Origin of the sequence: Chromobacterium sp. LK1, from assembly GCF_001043555.1 — a bacterium.
In the GTDB taxonomy this organism is placed as follows: domain Bacteria; phylum Pseudomonadota; class Gammaproteobacteria; order Burkholderiales; family Chromobacteriaceae; genus Chromobacterium; species Chromobacterium aquaticum.
In genome coordinates this window covers 177,486-192,461 of record NZ_LDUI01000001.1, presented here as the reverse complement: position 1 = coordinate 192,461, position 14,976 = coordinate 177,486, and the positions used below count along the sequence as shown (strand labels likewise).

Below are 14,976 nucleotides of genomic sequence, written 5' to 3'. Positions count from 1 at the left end.
GCTTCAATGTCTGGCGCTGGCTCGCTAGACATTGAACGGATGCTGAATTCCCTCGTTCTCCTCAGTACCTTCCAAGCCGGGTTCGCCCGGCTTTTTTTCTGCGCCGCCATCCGTCGGCGGCTGCCATTGCATCAGCTCGTTCAAGCTGTCCAGCGCCGCCTGCGGCGTCAGGCCGAACACCGGCTTTTTGTCATCGAGAAAGCGCTGGTAAAACAAGAAGATCGGATCGGTTTTCATCGCTGTGGACTCCCGCTGTGGATGCGAGTATTGTCGGCGCAATATGAGGCAATAAAAATTGCTGACTTTCAATCAGGAAACTTCCCCTTATGTCCGCGCGGCTCGCCCAGCAGTACCAGAAACTCCATCATCACTTCGCCGGCCAGGCCGAGGCGGTCTCGCTGCAGCAATTGGCCGACCTGCTATTCTGCACCCGCCGCCACATGCGCAGCCTGCTGCAGCAGATGCAGGCGCAAGGCTGGATAGCGTGGCAGGCGCAAGCCGGCCGCGGCATGCGCTCGCGGTTGAGCTTTCTGCAAGCGCCGGAACAACTGCAGCGCGAGCGCGCCGCGCAATTGCTGGAACAGGGCCGGGTGGAACAGGCGGTGGACCTGCTGGGCGATGACCGCGACGAGTTGGCGCCCTTGCTGCTGGCGCGGCTGGGCAAGCGCTGGAGCCAGGATCGCCAAGTGCTAGGCGTGCCCTATTACCGACCGCTGCCCAATCTCTATCCCGGCACGCCGCTGCGCCGCTCCGAGCGCCATCTGGTCGGCCAGATCTTCAACGGCCTGAGCCGGATAAATGAGGAAAAAGGGGAAGTGGAAGGCGATCTCGCCCATCACTGGAGCCAGCAGAGCCCGCTGGAATGGCATTTCCATCTGCGTCCGGCGGTGCGCTGGCACGACGGCGGCGAACTCAGCGTCGCCGATGTCCAGGCCTCGCTGCTGCGCTTGCGCGCGCTGCCGCTGTTCTCCCATCTGCAAGCTGTGCGGCCCTTGTCGCCGCGCAGCCTGGCGCTGGAATTGAGCGAGCCCGATCAGTGGCTGCCCTGGCTGCTGGCCGACAGCGCCGCGCTGATCCTGCCGGCCGACCACGCCGCGCGCGCCGACTTCGCCTCGCGCCCGGTGGGCACCGGCCCCTACCGCGTCGCCGCCAATACTCGGCACCAGCTGTGCCTGCAGGCCTTCGACGACTACTTCGGCTACCGCGCGCTGCTGGATCAGGTGGACATCTGGATGATGCCGGAGCTGGGCGAACAGCTGGAGCACGGCAATGGTCAGGTTTGCGGCCTGGAAGTGCGCATCAATCCACGCGAGCCCAGCGTGCAGACCGAAATGGCGCTGGAGTCCGGCGTCTATTTCCTGCTCGCCGACGGCCGCTCGCCACGGCTGCACGATGCCGCGCTGCGCGATTGGCTGGCCCAAACGCTGGCGCCGCTGGCCGTGATCCAGGAAACCGCGCCGGCGGTGCGCCAATACTGGGCGCCGGCCGCCGGCCTGCTGCCCAATTGGCACCATGCCCAACCGGCCTTGAACCTACAGCCGCCAGACGGCCTGAGCATGCTACGGCTGGCCTATTACGAACAGCACCCGGAATACCAACTGATCGCCGCCGCGATGGCGCGCTGCCTGCGGCCCCATGGCGTGGAGCTGGAATGCCGCGCGCTGCCCTATGCCGACTGGGAGCAGGGCCATGGCGAAGCCGATCTGTGGCTGGGCTCGGTCAATTTCGCCACCCGGCCGGAATACTCAGTGGCCGCCTGGGTGCTGGGCACCCCGCTGCTGCGCCGCTGCCTGGAATCGGCGCTGCCGCTGACGCAGTGGCAGCAAGGCTGGCGCCAGGGCCTGTTCCGCGCGCAGGACCTGTCCGCCGCCGTGGTCCAGCAGCGCTGGATGCTGCCGCTGTTCCACAACTGGCTGCGGCTGCAAGGCCCGGCCCAGATGCAAGGCGTGCGCCTCAACAGCCTGGGCTGGTTCGATTTCAAGTCCGCCTGGTTGCAGGCGGACGGCTGAGAACCCGTTTAAAGTCTGCTGCGCTGAGTGAGATGTGACACGGTGAAAGCCAATTCAGAATGCTCATGCGCCACCGGCGCACTCCGCTTTCTCAGCCGTTTTCGCCTTGTCTCGCCCTAGCTCGCGAGATCGTAAACAGGCTCTTAGAACCTGTTCAAAGTCTGCTGTGCTTCGGCGATACGGCGTTGAAAACAACTTCGAAATGCTCATGTACCGCTTGTACATTCCGCTTTCTCAGCCGTTTTCGCCTTGTCTCGCTCTTGCTCGCGAGACTTTGAACAGGTTCTTAGATTCCGCTCATATATTTTTATATAAAGATACTTTATGTGAAATATCTTCCCAGGAATACATATCCATGACATAATCGCTCCCCATGGACAAAATCGACACCATCATTTCCCAGTGGCGGCGGGAGCGGCCCGACCTCGACAGCGCCAGCATAGGCGTCATCGGCCGGCTGGCGCGGCTGGTCACCCATGTGGAGCGCGCGCTGGCCGACAACTTCGCCCGCTTCGGGCTCAAGGATGGCGAATTCGACGTGCTGGCCACGCTGCGCCGCGCCGGCGCGCCCTACCAGCTATCGCCCACCATGCTGTACACCACGCTGCTGCTGACCTCAGGCGCGGTCAGCAAGCGGCTGGACCGGCTGGAGAGCGCCGGCTGGGTGGAGCGTCATCCCGATCCCAACGACCGCCGCGGCATGCAGATCCGCCTGAGCCCGGCCGGACTGGAACTGATAGAGCGCGCGATGAGCGCCCACATCGCCACCCAGGAAGCCGCGCTGGCCGCCTTGGCCGCGCCGCAACGCGAACAATTGGCCGCGCTGCTGAGCCAATGGCTGCAAAGCTTCCCCGGAGAAGCGCAAGCCGAAGCGACGCCCCAAGCTCGCCCCCTCCCCACCGAAAGCAAAACTTCATGAAGCAAGACACCTCCGTTCAGCGCCCGCTGTGGCTGGCGCTGTCCATCATCCTGCTGGGCCTGAACCTGCGCCCCGCCCTCGCCGCCATCGGCCCGCTGCTGGACCAGCTGCGCCACGCCACCGGCATGAGCTTTAGCGACGCCTCGCTGTTGACCACGCTGCCAGTGGCCACCATGGGCGCCGGCGCCTTCCTCGGCAGCTGGCTGGAGCGCCGCGCCGGCGCGCGCCAGGGCGTGGTCATCGCCCTGCTGCTGATTCTCTTGTCCAGCGCGCTGCGCTGGCTGCCGGCCAGCTTCGGCGCGCTGCTGGCCACCGCGCTGATGGCCGGCATCGGCATCGCGCTGGCCCAGGCGCTGATTCCCGGCTTCATCAAGCAGTATTTCCCGCACAAGGTTTCGGCGCTGATGGGCTTCTACATCACCGCCATCATGGGCGGCGCTTCCCTGGCCGCCGCCGGCGCGCCGTGGCTGGCCGCGCATAGCGCGCATTGGCAGAACGGGCTGGCCGTCTGGGCCGCGCTGGCGGCGCTGGCGCTGCCGTGCTGGCTGCTGAGCGCGCCGCGCGGCGGCCATGGCGGCGGCTCCGCCGCTCGCGCGCCGCAATTCAGCCGGATTCCGCGCGCCTGGCTGCTGGCCTTTTATTTCGGCATCGGCACCGCGGTCTACGCCAGTTCGCTGGCCTGGCTGCCGGCCTTGTTCGTGCAATTGGGCTGGAGCCAGCAGCAAGGCGGCCTGATGCTCAGCTTCATGACCGGCATGGAAGTGGTGTCCGGCCTGACCATCCCGTTGTTGTCGGCGCGCAGCCACGATATGCGCGGCTGGCTGACCCTGGTGCTGCTGGCGGTGCTGGCCGGCTTGCTGGGCATGGTGCTGGCGCCGCATGGCGGCTTGCTGCTGCTGTGGGTGGCGCTGCTGGGCCTGGGCGTGGGCGGCCTGTTCCCGCTGACCATGATTCTGACGCTGCATCATTATGAAGACGCGCGCAACGCCGGCCAGCTGTCGGCTTTCGTGCAGGGCATAGGCTATCTGATCGCCGCGGTGGCGCCCTTCGCCGCCGGCTGGATCCGCGACGCCACCGCCAGCTTCAATCTGGCCTGGCTATGCCTGGCGCTGCTGATCGCCGGCCTGCTGGTGCTGACCCGCCGCTTCGCGCCACAGGGTTACACCGCGGCGATGCAAAGCCCGGCCGCCGTCGCCGCGCAAACCCGTTGATCCCGAGGCGGCGCCAGCCGCGCCGCCCGGCAAACCACAGGAGAGAGCAGATGAGCAAAGCAGTTCCCTTCCGCCTGAGCAATCCCGCCGGACTCTACGACCCGGCGCCCAATGGCTATTCCCACCTGGCCAGCGTCGACGCCGGCAGCCGCATGCTGCTGGTGGCCGGCCAGGGCGGCGAGAACGCCGCCGGCGAACTGGCCGATGGCTTCGAGGCCCAGGTCAGCCAGGCGCTGGCCAATCTGCGCACCGCGCTGGCCGCCGGCGGCGCCGATCTCGCCCATGTCGCCAAGCTGACTGTGTTGATCGTCGATCACAGCGAGGCGCGGCTGCACGCCTTCGGCGCGCTGCTGAGCGCCGCCTGGGGCGCGCTGCCAACGCCGGCCTGCACGCTGATCCCGGTGCCGCGGCTGGCGCTGGACGGCATGCTGTTCGAGATCGAGGCCACCGCCTTCCTGCCGGGCTGAGGCGGCATCGCGCGCCCGGAACCGGTTCGCTGATACGCAGCAGGCTTTGAACAGGTTCTTAGAGCCTGTTTACGATCTTTCCGAGAGAGATCATTGTTCAATACATTGAATCCGCTACGCGGATGATGATTTAGGGCCGGTTCCGCCCGGCAAGCAGGGAGGAGATATTTGCTTGGCCAAATATCCCCTCCACCCCTAAAGGCCACCCTGCAAGCCTGGCCTACGGCTTCCCGTCGGGCCCCGTCAGGCCCGAGGCGTGGCTGAACTCGCAGCGCGCTAACGTCGCGCTGCTCGAACAAGCAGCCGCTTAAAACCTCGGGCCTGCCACCCGACGGCAGGCTTGAAGGGACCCTGGGGCACGTCGAATACGAGCTTGCCTATGTATCTACGCAATATTTCAGCGCACTTACAAAAAAATCGTAAACAGCTTCTTAGGCCGTCAGATATTTATTCCACAGCTGATTGCGGAAACGGCCGGCCGGGTCCAGCGTCCGCTTCAAGGCGAACAGTTTGCCGGCGTCGGGATAGGCCCGCTGGAATTGCTCGCGGCTGGCATGCAATTGATAAGGCAGGTAATAGCTGCCGCCCTGAGCCAGCGCGGCGTCTATCAATTGGCGAGTCCACACTCCCACCTGGCGCCGCGCGGCCTCGTCCTTGCCCTGCCGGTAATACAGCACCAGGGAGAACACCTCCTGCCGCGCCCACGCCAATACGGTGCCGGCATCCGCCGGCGAATGACGGATGGACACATTGAGCGCGGCCACTTGGTGCGTGTCCAGAATGGCAGCCAACGCAGCGACGAAAGCCTCCAGCTTCGCCACCGGAACAAAATATTCCTGCAGCACGAAGCTGTGGCCGTCATCCGCGATGCGGCCCAGCGAGGCCACGTCCAGGCTGGCTTCCCGGTTGCGCCAGAGCACGGCGGCGCGGGCGAAGCGCAGCGGATCGGCGATCTTCTTGCGCAATAGCGGCCCGCCGGGCAGTTCGGCCCAGGCGCGGATCGCCCCTTCCTGCAACCAATAGCGCTGCCCCTGCGGCGTCAGTCTGCGCTTGTCGGTCAAGGCCTGGTCGCTGACACGCCAGGTCACCGCGGTGGCTTCCTGAAAGTAAGGCGGCGCCAGATCGGCGTTGTGCATCACCGCGCCGCTGTCGGCGCGCACATGCTTGAAGAAGAAGTCGCGATACGCGTCCAGCCGCATGCGTTCCACCCGCCGCTCCAGCGGCTGATTGACGGCCAGTTCCAGCTCCACCTCACAGATCACGCCCAAGGCGCCGTAAGCGCCGATAGCCGCGAAAAACACCTCTGGCCGCTGCTGGCGGCTGGCCTTAAGCAGGCTGCCATCGGCCAGCGCGATCACGATGGAGCGCACCGCGTTCACCAGCGGCCCCAGCCCGACGTAACGGCCATGGGCATTCACCGACAAGGAGCCGCCAATGGTGAAGTTGGCGTAGCTTTGCATGATTTTCACCGCCAGCCCGTGCGGGTCCACCCATTGCTGCAGCTCGCGCCAGCTCATGCCGGCCTGGACCCGGACCAGCCGCTGCCGCGGCTCCAGGCTCAGCAGACGATTGCAGCGCCTCATGTCCAGATGCAGGCTGCCGGGGCTGGCGATCTGCCCGCCCATGCTGAAACGGCCGCCGCCTATGGACACCGGGCCGGGCCACTGCCGCAGCGCCTGCTGAATGTCGGCGCTGCTGCGCGGCGTCGCCACTTGCGCGACGGCCACCGGGTTCATGCCGGTGATGTCGTTGACCACCGTGCCGGCGGGGGTCGCCGCCCAGGCCAGCAAAGGCTGGCATAGCGGCGCCGCCGCGCTCAGCAGCCCGGCTTTGAGCAGGGCGCGGCGCAGTGGATCGACAGAACTATCGGGAATGGGACGGGGCGTGGCGGGCGGTATCGGCATGCGCCGCAGTCTACGGCCAGCCGAATGGCATGACAAGCGACCCGGACGCAAGCGCCGGGCCGGCTTCGTTTCAGCGCCGCGGCATGAAACGCACGTAATCGCCTTCCGCCACCTTGCCCGGCGCCTGCACCGAGCCGATGGCGAAATTGGGCTGCACCTGGCTGATGGTGACATCGCCGGCCAGGGTTTCCGGCACGCCCAACTCGCGGCCGGAGATCAGATCACGCACCGGTTGCGCGCTCTTGCGCTGATAGATCAGGAATTTGTCGCCGACGGCGATGCCGTCCAGCGAGCCGGCATTGATATAAACCTGGCGCGGGCCGGACAATTTGACGATGCGGGCGGAGAACGGGATGCAGGAAATCACGTCGCTGATCTTGCGGGTGGCCAGGTCCAGCGCGCGGTCCACCGCCTGGCCATAATCGCTCTGCCAGAAGGCGGCCGAGGCGAACGGCCGCGGCGGGTTCACCATCACTTCGCCCTTGCCCAGTTCCGACACCCGCTCGCGCGCCAGCAGCGCGCCGGTCAGGCCGTCGTAAACCCAGACCTCGGCGTCGAACTGGCGCTCGGTGGGCACGTATTTGACGCCGCCGCCGAACAGGCCGGCGAAGGGACCGTTATAGAATGTGCCCTGCTGGCTGGTGTTATTGGATTCATACAGCGATTTGCGCAGGCCCTTGGCGGTGGCGCCGGTGGCCAGCACCCGCCCCGCCACCACGAACTGCGCGTCCTCGGTTTCGCCGATGCGGCGCACGGTTTCCGCGCCAGCCGCCGGTTCGGCGATGCGCGAATCGGCCAGCACCGACACGGTGTTGGCGTCCAGCAGGCTGTACATGCGGTTGGCGCCCAGCCGCCGCGACAGCTCGGTGGGCAAGCCGGTGGCCAGTTCCGGCATGTCGGACGCCTCCGCCGGGCGGTCCACCTGGAAATAGGTGGTGACGATCTTGCGGCGCAGGCTGCGACCGGCCGGCATCGCGCAGGCGGCTTCGGTTCCGCGCGCGGTACGCGGCGCTTTGGAGGTGTCCACCTCCACCTTGACATGGTAGAGCTTGCCCTGCTGGTACTCGCTCACCACCTTGACCTCACCCCGCACCGGCGCCAGCGGGGTCAGGCTGCCGGATTCGCTGCTCCTGCCGTAGTCCAGCCCCTGCGAGGCTTCCACCCGCGCGCCCTGGCGCAGCGCAATCATCTTCAGCGCGTCCTGCAACGCCTGTTCACGCGCGACGGCGCCGCCGCCGTCCAGCGCCGCCACGCCCTCGGCGCTCAGGATCTCGGCGCCGGCCGAGCACGCAAAAACCGCCGCGAACGCGGCGGCCAGCACGGGGGAAACGCGAAACCGCATCATTGGGCCATATAGTAGTTGCTGCTGTAGCGCGCGGCGCCGCAATTGCCGTCGGCGCATTGCAGGCCGGCGGTGGCGTTTTCCTGCGAAGCCTTCATCACGCTGCCGGTCTTGTCCAGCGCCTGGCGGAATTGCTTGTAAAACTCCTGGTCCAGCATGATTTCGGCCACCGCCTCGCTGGTGCCGTCCGGCTTCATGGTGTTGGACACGATGTTGACGCCGCGCAGATAGGCATCCACATAGGTGCGGAAGCTATCGCTGTTGGCGATCATGTTCGATACCGAGCTATTGCCCACCAGCTTCATGCCCTGCACCTGTTCCGCGATCGCGCGGAAAGCGTCCAGCCGCGCGGCGCGCAAGGCCAGCAGCTTGCGTTGCGACGGGGTCAGACTGGAGGTGTACGGCGCGGCGCCGCTGCCCACCACTCGCACCACGATGGGCTGATAGGGGTTCACTTCCTTGACCACCACCTTGGGCGCTTCGGTCTCGATGCCGGGGCCGACGAAACCGACGCCGCTGGGCGTCATGCCGGCCGGCTTGGGCGCGACGGCCGCTACCACCGGGGGATGCTCGGCGGTGGCGCAGGCGGACAGCCCCAACAGAACAGTAAACACGCAGGCAAGACTGGGAATCGTTTTCATGGCAAGTACCGTTGGATGTTGTTCGAATTATGAAGCGATCTAAAGGAACGTCAACCGCAACATCGACATTGACAGCCGGAACTTGAGAGCCGGAACGCATCTTCCCGTCATGTCTGGCGCGCATCGGCCCGGTTCAACTGCCGCGCCGAGGAAAAACCGGCCGCCAGCGCGGCCTTTTCCTTGGACAGGCCGGCGTCGCGCCACTGGCCGGCCAAGGCCAGCCTCAGCACCGCGTGATAGCCATGCACCGATACGCCGGCATGCTCGCGAAACAGCCGCGACAAATGGCGGGAACTGACATGGACCTGGCCGGCCAGGTCCTCCACCCGCCAGCCGCGCGCCGGATCGGCGGCGATCAGATCCTGCGCCTTGTGCACCGCCGGGTGCAGATGGTTGCGGTGAGTCAGCCACGGCGACAACTCCGGATCGCCGGCGGAACGGCGGAAATACACCACCATGTGGCGCGCCACCTCACGCGCCGGGCCGGGTCCGGCCAGTTCCGCGATCAAATGCAGCGCCAGATCCACGCCGGCGGTGATGCCGGCGCTGCTGCAGATTGGGCCATCCTGCACGAATACCCGGTTCTGCTGCACTTTGGCGCGCGGCGCCAGTTGCTGCAGCCGCTGCAGCAAGGTGTGGTGGGTGGTGCAGTGACGGCCGTCCAGCACCCCGGCCTCCGCCGCCAGCAGGCTGCCGGAGCAGATGCAGGCGACGCGGTGGCGGCCAGGGTCCAGCTCGCGCCGCAGCCAGCGCACGATTTCGCGCGCCTCGGGCCGCGCATAGGCTTCGATGGAATGCGAGGCGCCGCTGATCACCACCAGCGCGCCATCCGGCAAAGCCCGCGGCAGCGGCGCCGCGCCCAGCAGGCACAGCCCCAGCGAGGTGGCGACTTCCGGCGTCGGCGCCACATAATGCGGGCGCAGCGGCAGGCCGAACTGAGCCGCGATGCGGAAAGCGTCGGCCGGCCCGGCCAAATCCACCAGCAAGAGATTGGGCGGCAACACGAAATAGACATCAAGCGCCACGCGTCGCCACTCCCTGGCGCCAGCGCGCGCCGAACACGTTCACCACCAGGCCAGCCAATAGCAGCAGGCTGCCGGCCGCCTGCTGCGCGCTCAGGCGCTCGCCCAGCAGCAGGCTGGACGCCAGCACGCCCACCACCGGCACCAGCAAGGAGAACGGCGCCACCTTGCCCGCTGGGTGGCGCGACAGCAACCGGCTCCACAAGCCGTAGCCGAACAAGGTGGCGACGAAGGCCAGATAGCACACCGCGAACAGCGCCTGCGGCGTGAAATGGCTCAGCGCGGCGGCGATGCGCTCGCCGCCCTCCAGCCACCAGGACAAGAGGAAGAAAGGAATCGGCGGTACCAGGCTGGACCACACCACCAGGCCCAGCGGCTGCACGCTGTAGCCGGCGCGGCCCATCTGCCGCACCACCACATTGGACAGCGCCCAGCTGAAGGCGGCGGCGATGGTCAGCCCCAGCCCCACCGCCGTCATGCTGCCGCCCTTGCTCAGGCCGATCAGCGCCAGGCCGCCCAAGGCCAGCAGCAGGCCCGCCATCTGGCTGGCCTGCCAACGCTCGCGCAGCCACAGCCCGGCCAGGATCAAGGTGAAGAAGGCTTGCGACTGCAGCACCACCGAGGCGAGGCCGGCCGGCATGCCCAGCTTGATCGCGGTGAACAGGCAGGCGAACTGGCCGACGCCCACGCTCAGGCCGTAGGCCAGCAGATAGCGCCACGGCAAGGCCGGGCGGCGGATGAAGAACAAGGCAGGCACCGCCGCCAGGCAGAAGCGCAGCCCGCCCAGCAATAAGGGCGGCACATCCGACACCCCCCATTTGATCACCACGAAGTTGACGCCCCACACCAGCACGATGGCCAGCGCCTGCATGAGATCACTCCAGGGCATCGCCGCCTCCCTGCACTCCCGGCCACAGCACCGCCTGGGCGACGATGACGCGCTCGCCATCGAAAGTGGCGGCCGGCGAGCCATGCAAGCGGTAACCCAGCGCCAGCGCCTCGCTGACGCGACGGCAAAAGCTGGAGTCGTCAGGGCCGGTCAGCAAACGATAAACAGGCAGGCCTCCCGGCGGATGAACAGATGGCATGTCCTTGGACATGGGCTTTCTCCTTCAACAAGCGCTTGCCGAACGCGGCGGGCCTGGCCCGCCGCATTCATTTCGAGTACCGCTTCACAGTAACATCAGATAGTCGCGATGGCGACGGTCACATGCGGCTTGCTCAGCGCTCCAGCTTGGCCAAGGCCTGCTCCACGCTGACGATGTCGGCGAAGCGGCCGGCCAGCACCAGCTCGGTCTTGGCGCGGATCTGCGCCGGACTGAACGCCTGGCCGCTGAGCGGATGGGTCATCGCGAAGGTCAACGTGGCCTCGGTGACGAAGTCGACTTCATAACCCAGATCCGATGCCACCCGGGTGGTGGTTTCGCAGCATTGCTCGGTGCGGATGCCGGTCACGATCAGCCGCTGGATGCCATGGCGGATCAGCCAGGGCTGCAAGCCGGAATCGGTCAAGGCATTGTGCACATGCTTGACGAAGGTGGCGGCCGGCCGGTGGCTCAGCCATGCTTGCGGCCGCACCAGGCCGGACTCGGCGGAAAAGGCTGCGTCGCCGTCTTCATGCAGGATATTGATCACCGGCACGCCGCGCTGCTCGGCGCCGGCGATCAATTGTTGCAGCTTGGCCTGGAAGGCCGGCAGCTCATCCTCGTTCCAATACGGACGGTGACGGAAGGACTCTTGCACATCGATCAGCAATAAGGCGGTTTTTTTCATGGCGGCTTCTCCATCGCATCCGGGCCGGACGCTGTTGAACACAGCCCGAATGCTACGGACTCGCGCGCCTTTATTTAACGCTGATTACGGACAAGCCACTGTCAAAAACGGACATCGTCCCCACCGGCCGCGCCGCCGCCGCCGGCGCCGCAGCGATTTCGGCCGGCTGCGTCCGACCATGCGGCTGGAACTCATCGTACAACAGCCACAGCGCGGTGGCGGCCATCAACACGCCCATGCTCAGGTTGAAGCCCAACAAGGCGCGCGGGCTGGACAGCCAGGCGCGCAGCCGCTCGCCGGCCCAGGCCCAGACGCCTATGCACGGCAGATTGACCACGGCGAACACCAGCGCCAGCATGCTCGCGCCCAGCCAGCGCTGCTCCAGCGCCGGCGGCATGAACAGGATGGCGGCGTTGATCACCATCACCCAGGCCTTGGGATTCAGCCACTGGAACAGCGCGGCGCCGACGAAGCCCAACGGCTTGGCCGCCGCGCCGGCTTCCGGCTGGCCGGCGCGGGCGATCTTCCACGACAGCCACAATAGATAGGCGCAGCCCAACAAGGCCAGCGGCAGCCGCGCGGCCTGGATGCCGTCCAGCAGCAGCGACAGCAGGCTGGCCACCAGGAATACCTGGAAGGCGCTGCCCAGGCTGATGCCCAGCATGTGCGGAATGGTGCGGCGGAAGCCGAAATTGACCCCGGAAGCGGTCAGCATCAGATTATTGGGGCCGGGGGTGATCGACATCACGGCCACATAGGACAACAAGGCGAATTCAGGCATGGCGCTCACTTTTCTTTCCACCGCGCGAGGTGGCGCGGCATGGCATTGCGGGAACGAAGCCCGCCCCGCGGCCGGCTCCGTCGTCCCAATCCATGCTACGCAGCGCCGCCGCATGCCGACAGCGGCAGCTGTCACCTTTATCCGTGGTGACAGAACAGGGTTTTCGCAAACTGTCACCATCGCCTATCATGGCTACTGTGTCTGTCTACCGCCGCCCAAGCGCGGCAAGCTGTCCTCATGGAACCCACTGTCACCCCCCACGCCCCCACGCTGTACCAGCAATTGGCCGACGACCTGTCGCTGGCGATCAAGCGCGGCACGCTGCCACCCGGCTCCAAGCTGCCCTCGGTGCGCCGCACTTCGCAAAGCCGCCAGCTCAGCCTCAACACCGTGGTGGCCGCCTACCGGGTGCTGGAGGACCGCGGCCTGGTCGAGGCGCGGCCGCAGTCCGGCTACTATGTGCGCGCGCGGCTGCCGTCGCCGGCGCGCGCGTCCGATACCCTGAGCAGCCCGGCGGCGCCCACCCGCCCGCAGGTGCTGGGACTGATAGACACCGTGCTGGAAGCGCAGCAGAACGAGGACTACATCGATCTGGCGCTGGCCTGCCCGCATGGCGGCGACTTCTACCCCGGCGGCAAGCTGGGCCGGCTGATGGGCCAGATCCTGCGCCGCCAGCCCGGCATGGTCAGCCGCTACGCGCTGCCCCCGGGCTCCTTGCGGCTGCGCACCCAGATCGCGCGCCGCGGCCTGGAACTGGGCATGACGCTGCAGCCGCAGGACATCGTGCTCACCCACGGCTGCATGGAAGCGCTGCAATTGGCGCTGCGTGCGGTGACCCGCCCCGGCGACACCGTGGGCCTGGAATCGCCGACCTATTTCAATCTCTTGCCGCTGATCGCCAGCCTGGGCCTGAAGACGGTGGAAATCCCCACCGATCCGCAAACCGGCCTGTCGATAGACGCGGTGGAGCTGTTGTTGGCGGAAAAGCGCATCAACACCCTGGTGGCCATGCCCAATGTGCACAATCCGCTGGGCGCGACCATGCCGCTGGAGGCGAAAAAGCGGCTGGCGCGGCTGCTCAGCCGCCACCAGGTGCCGCTGATCGAGGACGCCCTCTACGCCGAACTGCAGTTCGGCGACACCCTGAGCCCAGCGGTCAAGGCCTTTGACGACGAAGGCTGGGTCATCGTCTGCTCCAGCTACACCAAGACGCTGGCGCCGGACTTCCGCATCGGCTGGATGGAAGGTGGCCGCTTCGGCCACGCGCTGCGCCAGCTCAAGTTCGCCTCCTCGGTGGCGGAACCGGCGGTGCTGGCGGAAACCCTGGGCGCCTTCCTGGAATCCGGCGGCTACGATCACCACCTGCGCGCGCTGAAGCGGCGCTACGCCGCCCATGTGGAGAAGGTGCGCGGCATGATCGCGCGCCATTTCCCGACGGGCACCCACGCCACCGCGCCATCCGGCGGCTTTTTGATCTGGGTGGAACTGCCCGAGGGCATAGACGCGGTGGCGCTGTTCCACGCCGCCATCGCCGAGAAAATCAGCATCATGCCCGGCCCGCTGTATTCTCCCAGCGGCCGCTATCCCAATGCGCTGCGGCTGTCTTGCTGCTACCCGCTGGACCAGCGCTACCTGACGGCGCTGGCCCGCGTCGGCGCGCTGGCCGCCGAGCTCAGGAGCGGCTAAACCAGACAAAGCCGGAATCCGTTTTGAATGACAATGAAATAAAAAACATCAAGACGAAGCAAAGCCGCCAGCGTTGTCAAGGCCGCGGCCCTTACCGCCGCATCGCCGTCGAGGCCGAAGGCGCATTGAGCGAATGCGCTAGCCAAACACGGGTCATCCCGCACGCGTAGCCGCGCCGGCCAAGGCCGAGTGGCGATATGGCCGGCGATGCCTGCAAACCTCGTCCGATCCGATGCCACAGCCATCCAGCTCACGGCGTTTCGACGGCCGCGCGCTCTGATCGATTACTGTTCTTTTGGCCGGCGTAAGCTTCGACCCATAAAAGTCATAATGCATAAAAAGGCTTGGAGTCCCGTGCCGGCCCAGGCGTGTCCTGCATGCCCCAATCCGTCCTTCCCGGTCAGCGACGCTCTTGATCCAAGCCCCGGGCTCGCCCGTTTATCGCAAACCTATCATCAAGGAGTCTTGCCATGATCGACGATCAAGCCGTACTGGACATCGCCCTGGACGACGATGTGGACGCCGAAATCGAACGCGTGCTGGCGATGATCTCGCCGCAGGAACTGCAGCGCCTGCAAAACCGGCTGCAGCAGCTGTTCCAATTGCAGTATTCCGAGACCGACTCGCACCCGCACAATATCAAGACCATCATCAAGGGCCGCGATATCCAGTTCTCGCGCGGCGTGTCGCCAGCCTCCCGCGCCTTCATGATTCTGCACAGCCTCGGTCATTACTTCTTCATCTGCGTGGCCAAGCGCAAGAATATCGAGCGCTATTCCTATATCTACGACCTGCGCGGCGTGCAGGCCGCGCTGCACTATTACGAAACCGCCGGCCAGTCCAATGGCCTGGACGAGCCGCCGCCGATGACCGAACAGCGCCGCAAGGACCGGGTCTCCTTCGAAGTGGGCGCCAACCGCTTCGCCGCCGATCTGCTGGCCCATATCGGCTTCGAGCACGTGGCCCAATTGCTGCGGCGTTACGAAATCGGCGATATCAACTATATTCTCGATGTTTCGCGCGGCGGCAAGGCCGCCATCGTGCCCAGCGACCGCGACTACCTGCGCCAGTACATCTGCGCCGGCCTGTCCATCGACCCGGCCGACGCCTACGACGACGGCGTTTATTCGCCGGACGCGTTCCGGCCGGACGGCATCGATTGGCAACACATCGAGGACATCAAGCTTGAGATCCACTTTTTCTGAGCGCGGGCGGGCGGCG

15 protein-coding genes are annotated in these 14,976 nt (G+C 66.2%); 6 read left to right on the top strand and 9 right to left on the bottom strand.

Annotation, left to right across the window (positions count from 1 at the left end):
* Nucleotides 1-24: 24 nt before the first annotated feature.
* Nucleotides 25-237: a hypothetical protein gene (locus tag VI26_RS00855; RefSeq protein ID WP_048407841.1), complete on the bottom strand. Its 213-nt coding sequence runs from the start codon at nucleotides 235-237 to the stop codon at nucleotides 25-27.
* 89 nt (nucleotides 238-326) lie between these two features.
* Between VI26_RS00855 and sgrR the strand changes: the two genes are divergently transcribed.
* The 4 genes from sgrR to VI26_RS00835 all read left to right on the top strand — a co-directional run bounded on the left by sgrR (nucleotide 327) and on the right by VI26_RS00835 (nucleotide 4,606).
* Nucleotides 327-2,009, top strand: coding sequence for an HTH-type transcriptional regulator SgrR (sgrR, locus tag VI26_RS00850; protein ID WP_048407840.1), 1,683 nt, complete (start codon nucleotides 327-329; stop codon nucleotides 2,007-2,009).
* Between the two features lie 373 nt (nucleotides 2,010-2,382).
* Entirely contained in the window at nucleotides 2,383-2,928 is a 546-nt protein-coding gene (locus VI26_RS00845) for a MarR family winged helix-turn-helix transcriptional regulator (RefSeq protein WP_048407839.1), read from the top strand.
* Entirely contained in the window at nucleotides 2,925-4,139 is a 1,215-nt protein-coding gene (locus VI26_RS00840; protein WP_048407838.1) for a cyanate transporter, read from the top strand. Before VI26_RS00845 ends, VI26_RS00840 begins: the two co-directional genes overlap by 4 nt.
* A 50-nt stretch (nucleotides 4,140-4,189) precedes the next feature.
* Nucleotides 4,190-4,606 carry a RidA family protein gene (locus VI26_RS00835; protein ID WP_048407837.1) on the top strand — a complete coding sequence of 139 codons (417 nt, stop codon included), beginning with the start codon at nucleotides 4,190-4,192 and terminating at the stop codon, nucleotides 4,604-4,606.
* 431 nt (nucleotides 4,607-5,037) lie between these two features.
* On the opposite strand, the gene VI26_RS00830 is transcribed toward VI26_RS00835, so the two are convergent.
* The 8 genes from VI26_RS00830 to VI26_RS00795 form a co-directional block, all read right to left on the bottom strand.
* A complete protein-coding gene (locus VI26_RS00830; RefSeq protein ID WP_082150807.1) occupies nucleotides 5,038-6,510 on the bottom strand; it encodes an FAD-binding oxidoreductase in 1,473 nt (490 codons plus the stop codon).
* A gap of 70 nt (nucleotides 6,511-6,580) precedes the next feature.
* A complete protein-coding gene (locus VI26_RS00825; RefSeq protein WP_197081331.1) occupies nucleotides 6,581-7,852 on the bottom strand; it encodes a flagellar assembly protein T N-terminal domain-containing protein in 1,272 nt (423 codons plus the stop codon).
* Nucleotides 7,852-8,493 (bottom strand): LPP20 family lipoprotein, encoded by a 642-nt coding sequence (locus VI26_RS00820; protein WP_048407835.1) that lies wholly within the window; start codon nucleotides 8,491-8,493, stop codon nucleotides 7,852-7,854. The genes VI26_RS00825 and VI26_RS00820 overlap by 1 nt, the downstream gene beginning before the upstream one ends.
* A 107-nt stretch (nucleotides 8,494-8,600) precedes the next feature.
* Nucleotides 8,601-9,518, bottom strand: a complete 918-nt coding sequence (locus VI26_RS00815) for a GlxA family transcriptional regulator (protein WP_048407834.1) — start codon at nucleotides 9,516-9,518, stop codon at nucleotides 8,601-8,603.
* Entirely contained in the window at nucleotides 9,508-10,404 is an 897-nt protein-coding gene (locus VI26_RS00810; RefSeq protein ID WP_048407833.1) for an EamA family transporter, read from the bottom strand. The genes VI26_RS00815 and VI26_RS00810 overlap by 11 nt, the downstream gene beginning before the upstream one ends.
* On the bottom strand, nucleotides 10,391-10,615 hold the full coding sequence (locus VI26_RS00805) for a DUF1737 domain-containing protein (RefSeq protein WP_156183689.1): 225 nt from the start codon (nucleotides 10,613-10,615) through the stop codon (nucleotides 10,391-10,393). The genes VI26_RS00810 and VI26_RS00805 overlap by 14 nt, the downstream gene beginning before the upstream one ends.
* A 121-nt stretch (nucleotides 10,616-10,736) precedes the next feature.
* Nucleotides 10,737-11,288 (bottom strand): isochorismatase family protein, encoded by a 552-nt coding sequence (locus VI26_RS00800; RefSeq protein ID WP_048407832.1) that lies wholly within the window; start codon nucleotides 11,286-11,288, stop codon nucleotides 10,737-10,739.
* A 70-nt stretch (nucleotides 11,289-11,358) separates the two neighbouring features.
* The gene (locus VI26_RS00795; RefSeq protein WP_082150813.1) at nucleotides 11,359-12,069 is read right to left on the bottom strand and encodes a LysE family translocator; all 711 of its coding nucleotides are present in this window, start codon (nucleotides 12,067-12,069) and stop codon (nucleotides 11,359-11,361) included.
* 237 nt (nucleotides 12,070-12,306) lie between these two features.
* On the opposite strand from VI26_RS00795, the gene VI26_RS00790 reads away from it, so the two are divergent.
* Both VI26_RS00790 and VI26_RS00785 read left to right on the top strand, forming a co-directional pair.
* Complete coding sequence (locus VI26_RS00790; protein WP_048407831.1) at nucleotides 12,307-13,755, top strand: PLP-dependent aminotransferase family protein; 1,449 nt, start codon at nucleotides 12,307-12,309, stop codon at nucleotides 13,753-13,755.
* A 470-nt stretch (nucleotides 13,756-14,225) separates the two neighbouring features.
* Nucleotides 14,226-14,960 (top strand): hypothetical protein, encoded by a 735-nt coding sequence (locus VI26_RS00785; RefSeq protein WP_048407830.1) that lies wholly within the window; start codon nucleotides 14,226-14,228, stop codon nucleotides 14,958-14,960.
* Nucleotides 14,961-14,976 lie beyond the last annotated feature (16 nt).

What these genes read in the sequence shown, in the direction of transcription:
- VI26_RS00830 (WP_082150807.1), bottom strand. Translation starts at nt 6,510, where the DNA reads ATGCCGATACCGCCCGCCACGCCCCGTCCCATTCCCGATAGTTCTGTC.
- VI26_RS00785 (WP_048407830.1), top strand. Translation starts at nt 14,226, where the DNA reads ATGATCGACGATCAAGCCGTACTGGACATCGCCCTGGACGACGATGTG.
- VI26_RS00835 (WP_048407837.1), top strand. Translation starts at nt 4,190, where the DNA reads ATGAGCAAAGCAGTTCCCTTCCGCCTGAGCAATCCCGCCGGACTCTAC.
- VI26_RS00845 (WP_048407839.1), top strand. Translation starts at nt 2,383, where the DNA reads ATGGACAAAATCGACACCATCATTTCCCAGTGGCGGCGGGAGCGGCCC.
- VI26_RS00820 (WP_048407835.1), bottom strand. Translation starts at nt 8,493, where the DNA reads ATGAAAACGATTCCCAGTCTTGCCTGCGTGTTTACTGTTCTGTTGGGG.
- VI26_RS00810 (WP_048407833.1), bottom strand. Translation starts at nt 10,404, where the DNA reads ATGCCCTGGAGTGATCTCATGCAGGCGCTGGCCATCGTGCTGGTGTGG.
- sgrR (WP_048407840.1), top strand. Translation starts at nt 327, where the DNA reads ATGTCCGCGCGGCTCGCCCAGCAGTACCAGAAACTCCATCATCACTTC.
- VI26_RS00790 (WP_048407831.1), top strand. Translation starts at nt 12,307, where the DNA reads ATGGAACCCACTGTCACCCCCCACGCCCCCACGCTGTACCAGCAATTG.
- VI26_RS00855 (WP_048407841.1), bottom strand. Translation starts at nt 237, where the DNA reads ATGAAAACCGATCCGATCTTCTTGTTTTACCAGCGCTTTCTCGATGAC.
- VI26_RS00795 (WP_082150813.1), bottom strand. Translation starts at nt 12,069, where the DNA reads ATGCCTGAATTCGCCTTGTTGTCCTATGTGGCCGTGATGTCGATCACC.
- VI26_RS00805 (WP_156183689.1), bottom strand. Translation starts at nt 10,615, where the DNA reads ATGTCCAAGGACATGCCATCTGTTCATCCGCCGGGAGGCCTGCCTGTT.
- VI26_RS00800 (WP_048407832.1), bottom strand. Translation starts at nt 11,288, where the DNA reads ATGAAAAAAACCGCCTTATTGCTGATCGATGTGCAAGAGTCCTTCCGT.
- VI26_RS00825 (WP_197081331.1), bottom strand. Translation starts at nt 7,852, where the DNA reads ATGCGGTTTCGCGTTTCCCCCGTGCTGGCCGCCGCGTTCGCGGCGGTT.
- VI26_RS00840 (WP_048407838.1), top strand. Translation starts at nt 2,925, where the DNA reads ATGAAGCAAGACACCTCCGTTCAGCGCCCGCTGTGGCTGGCGCTGTCC.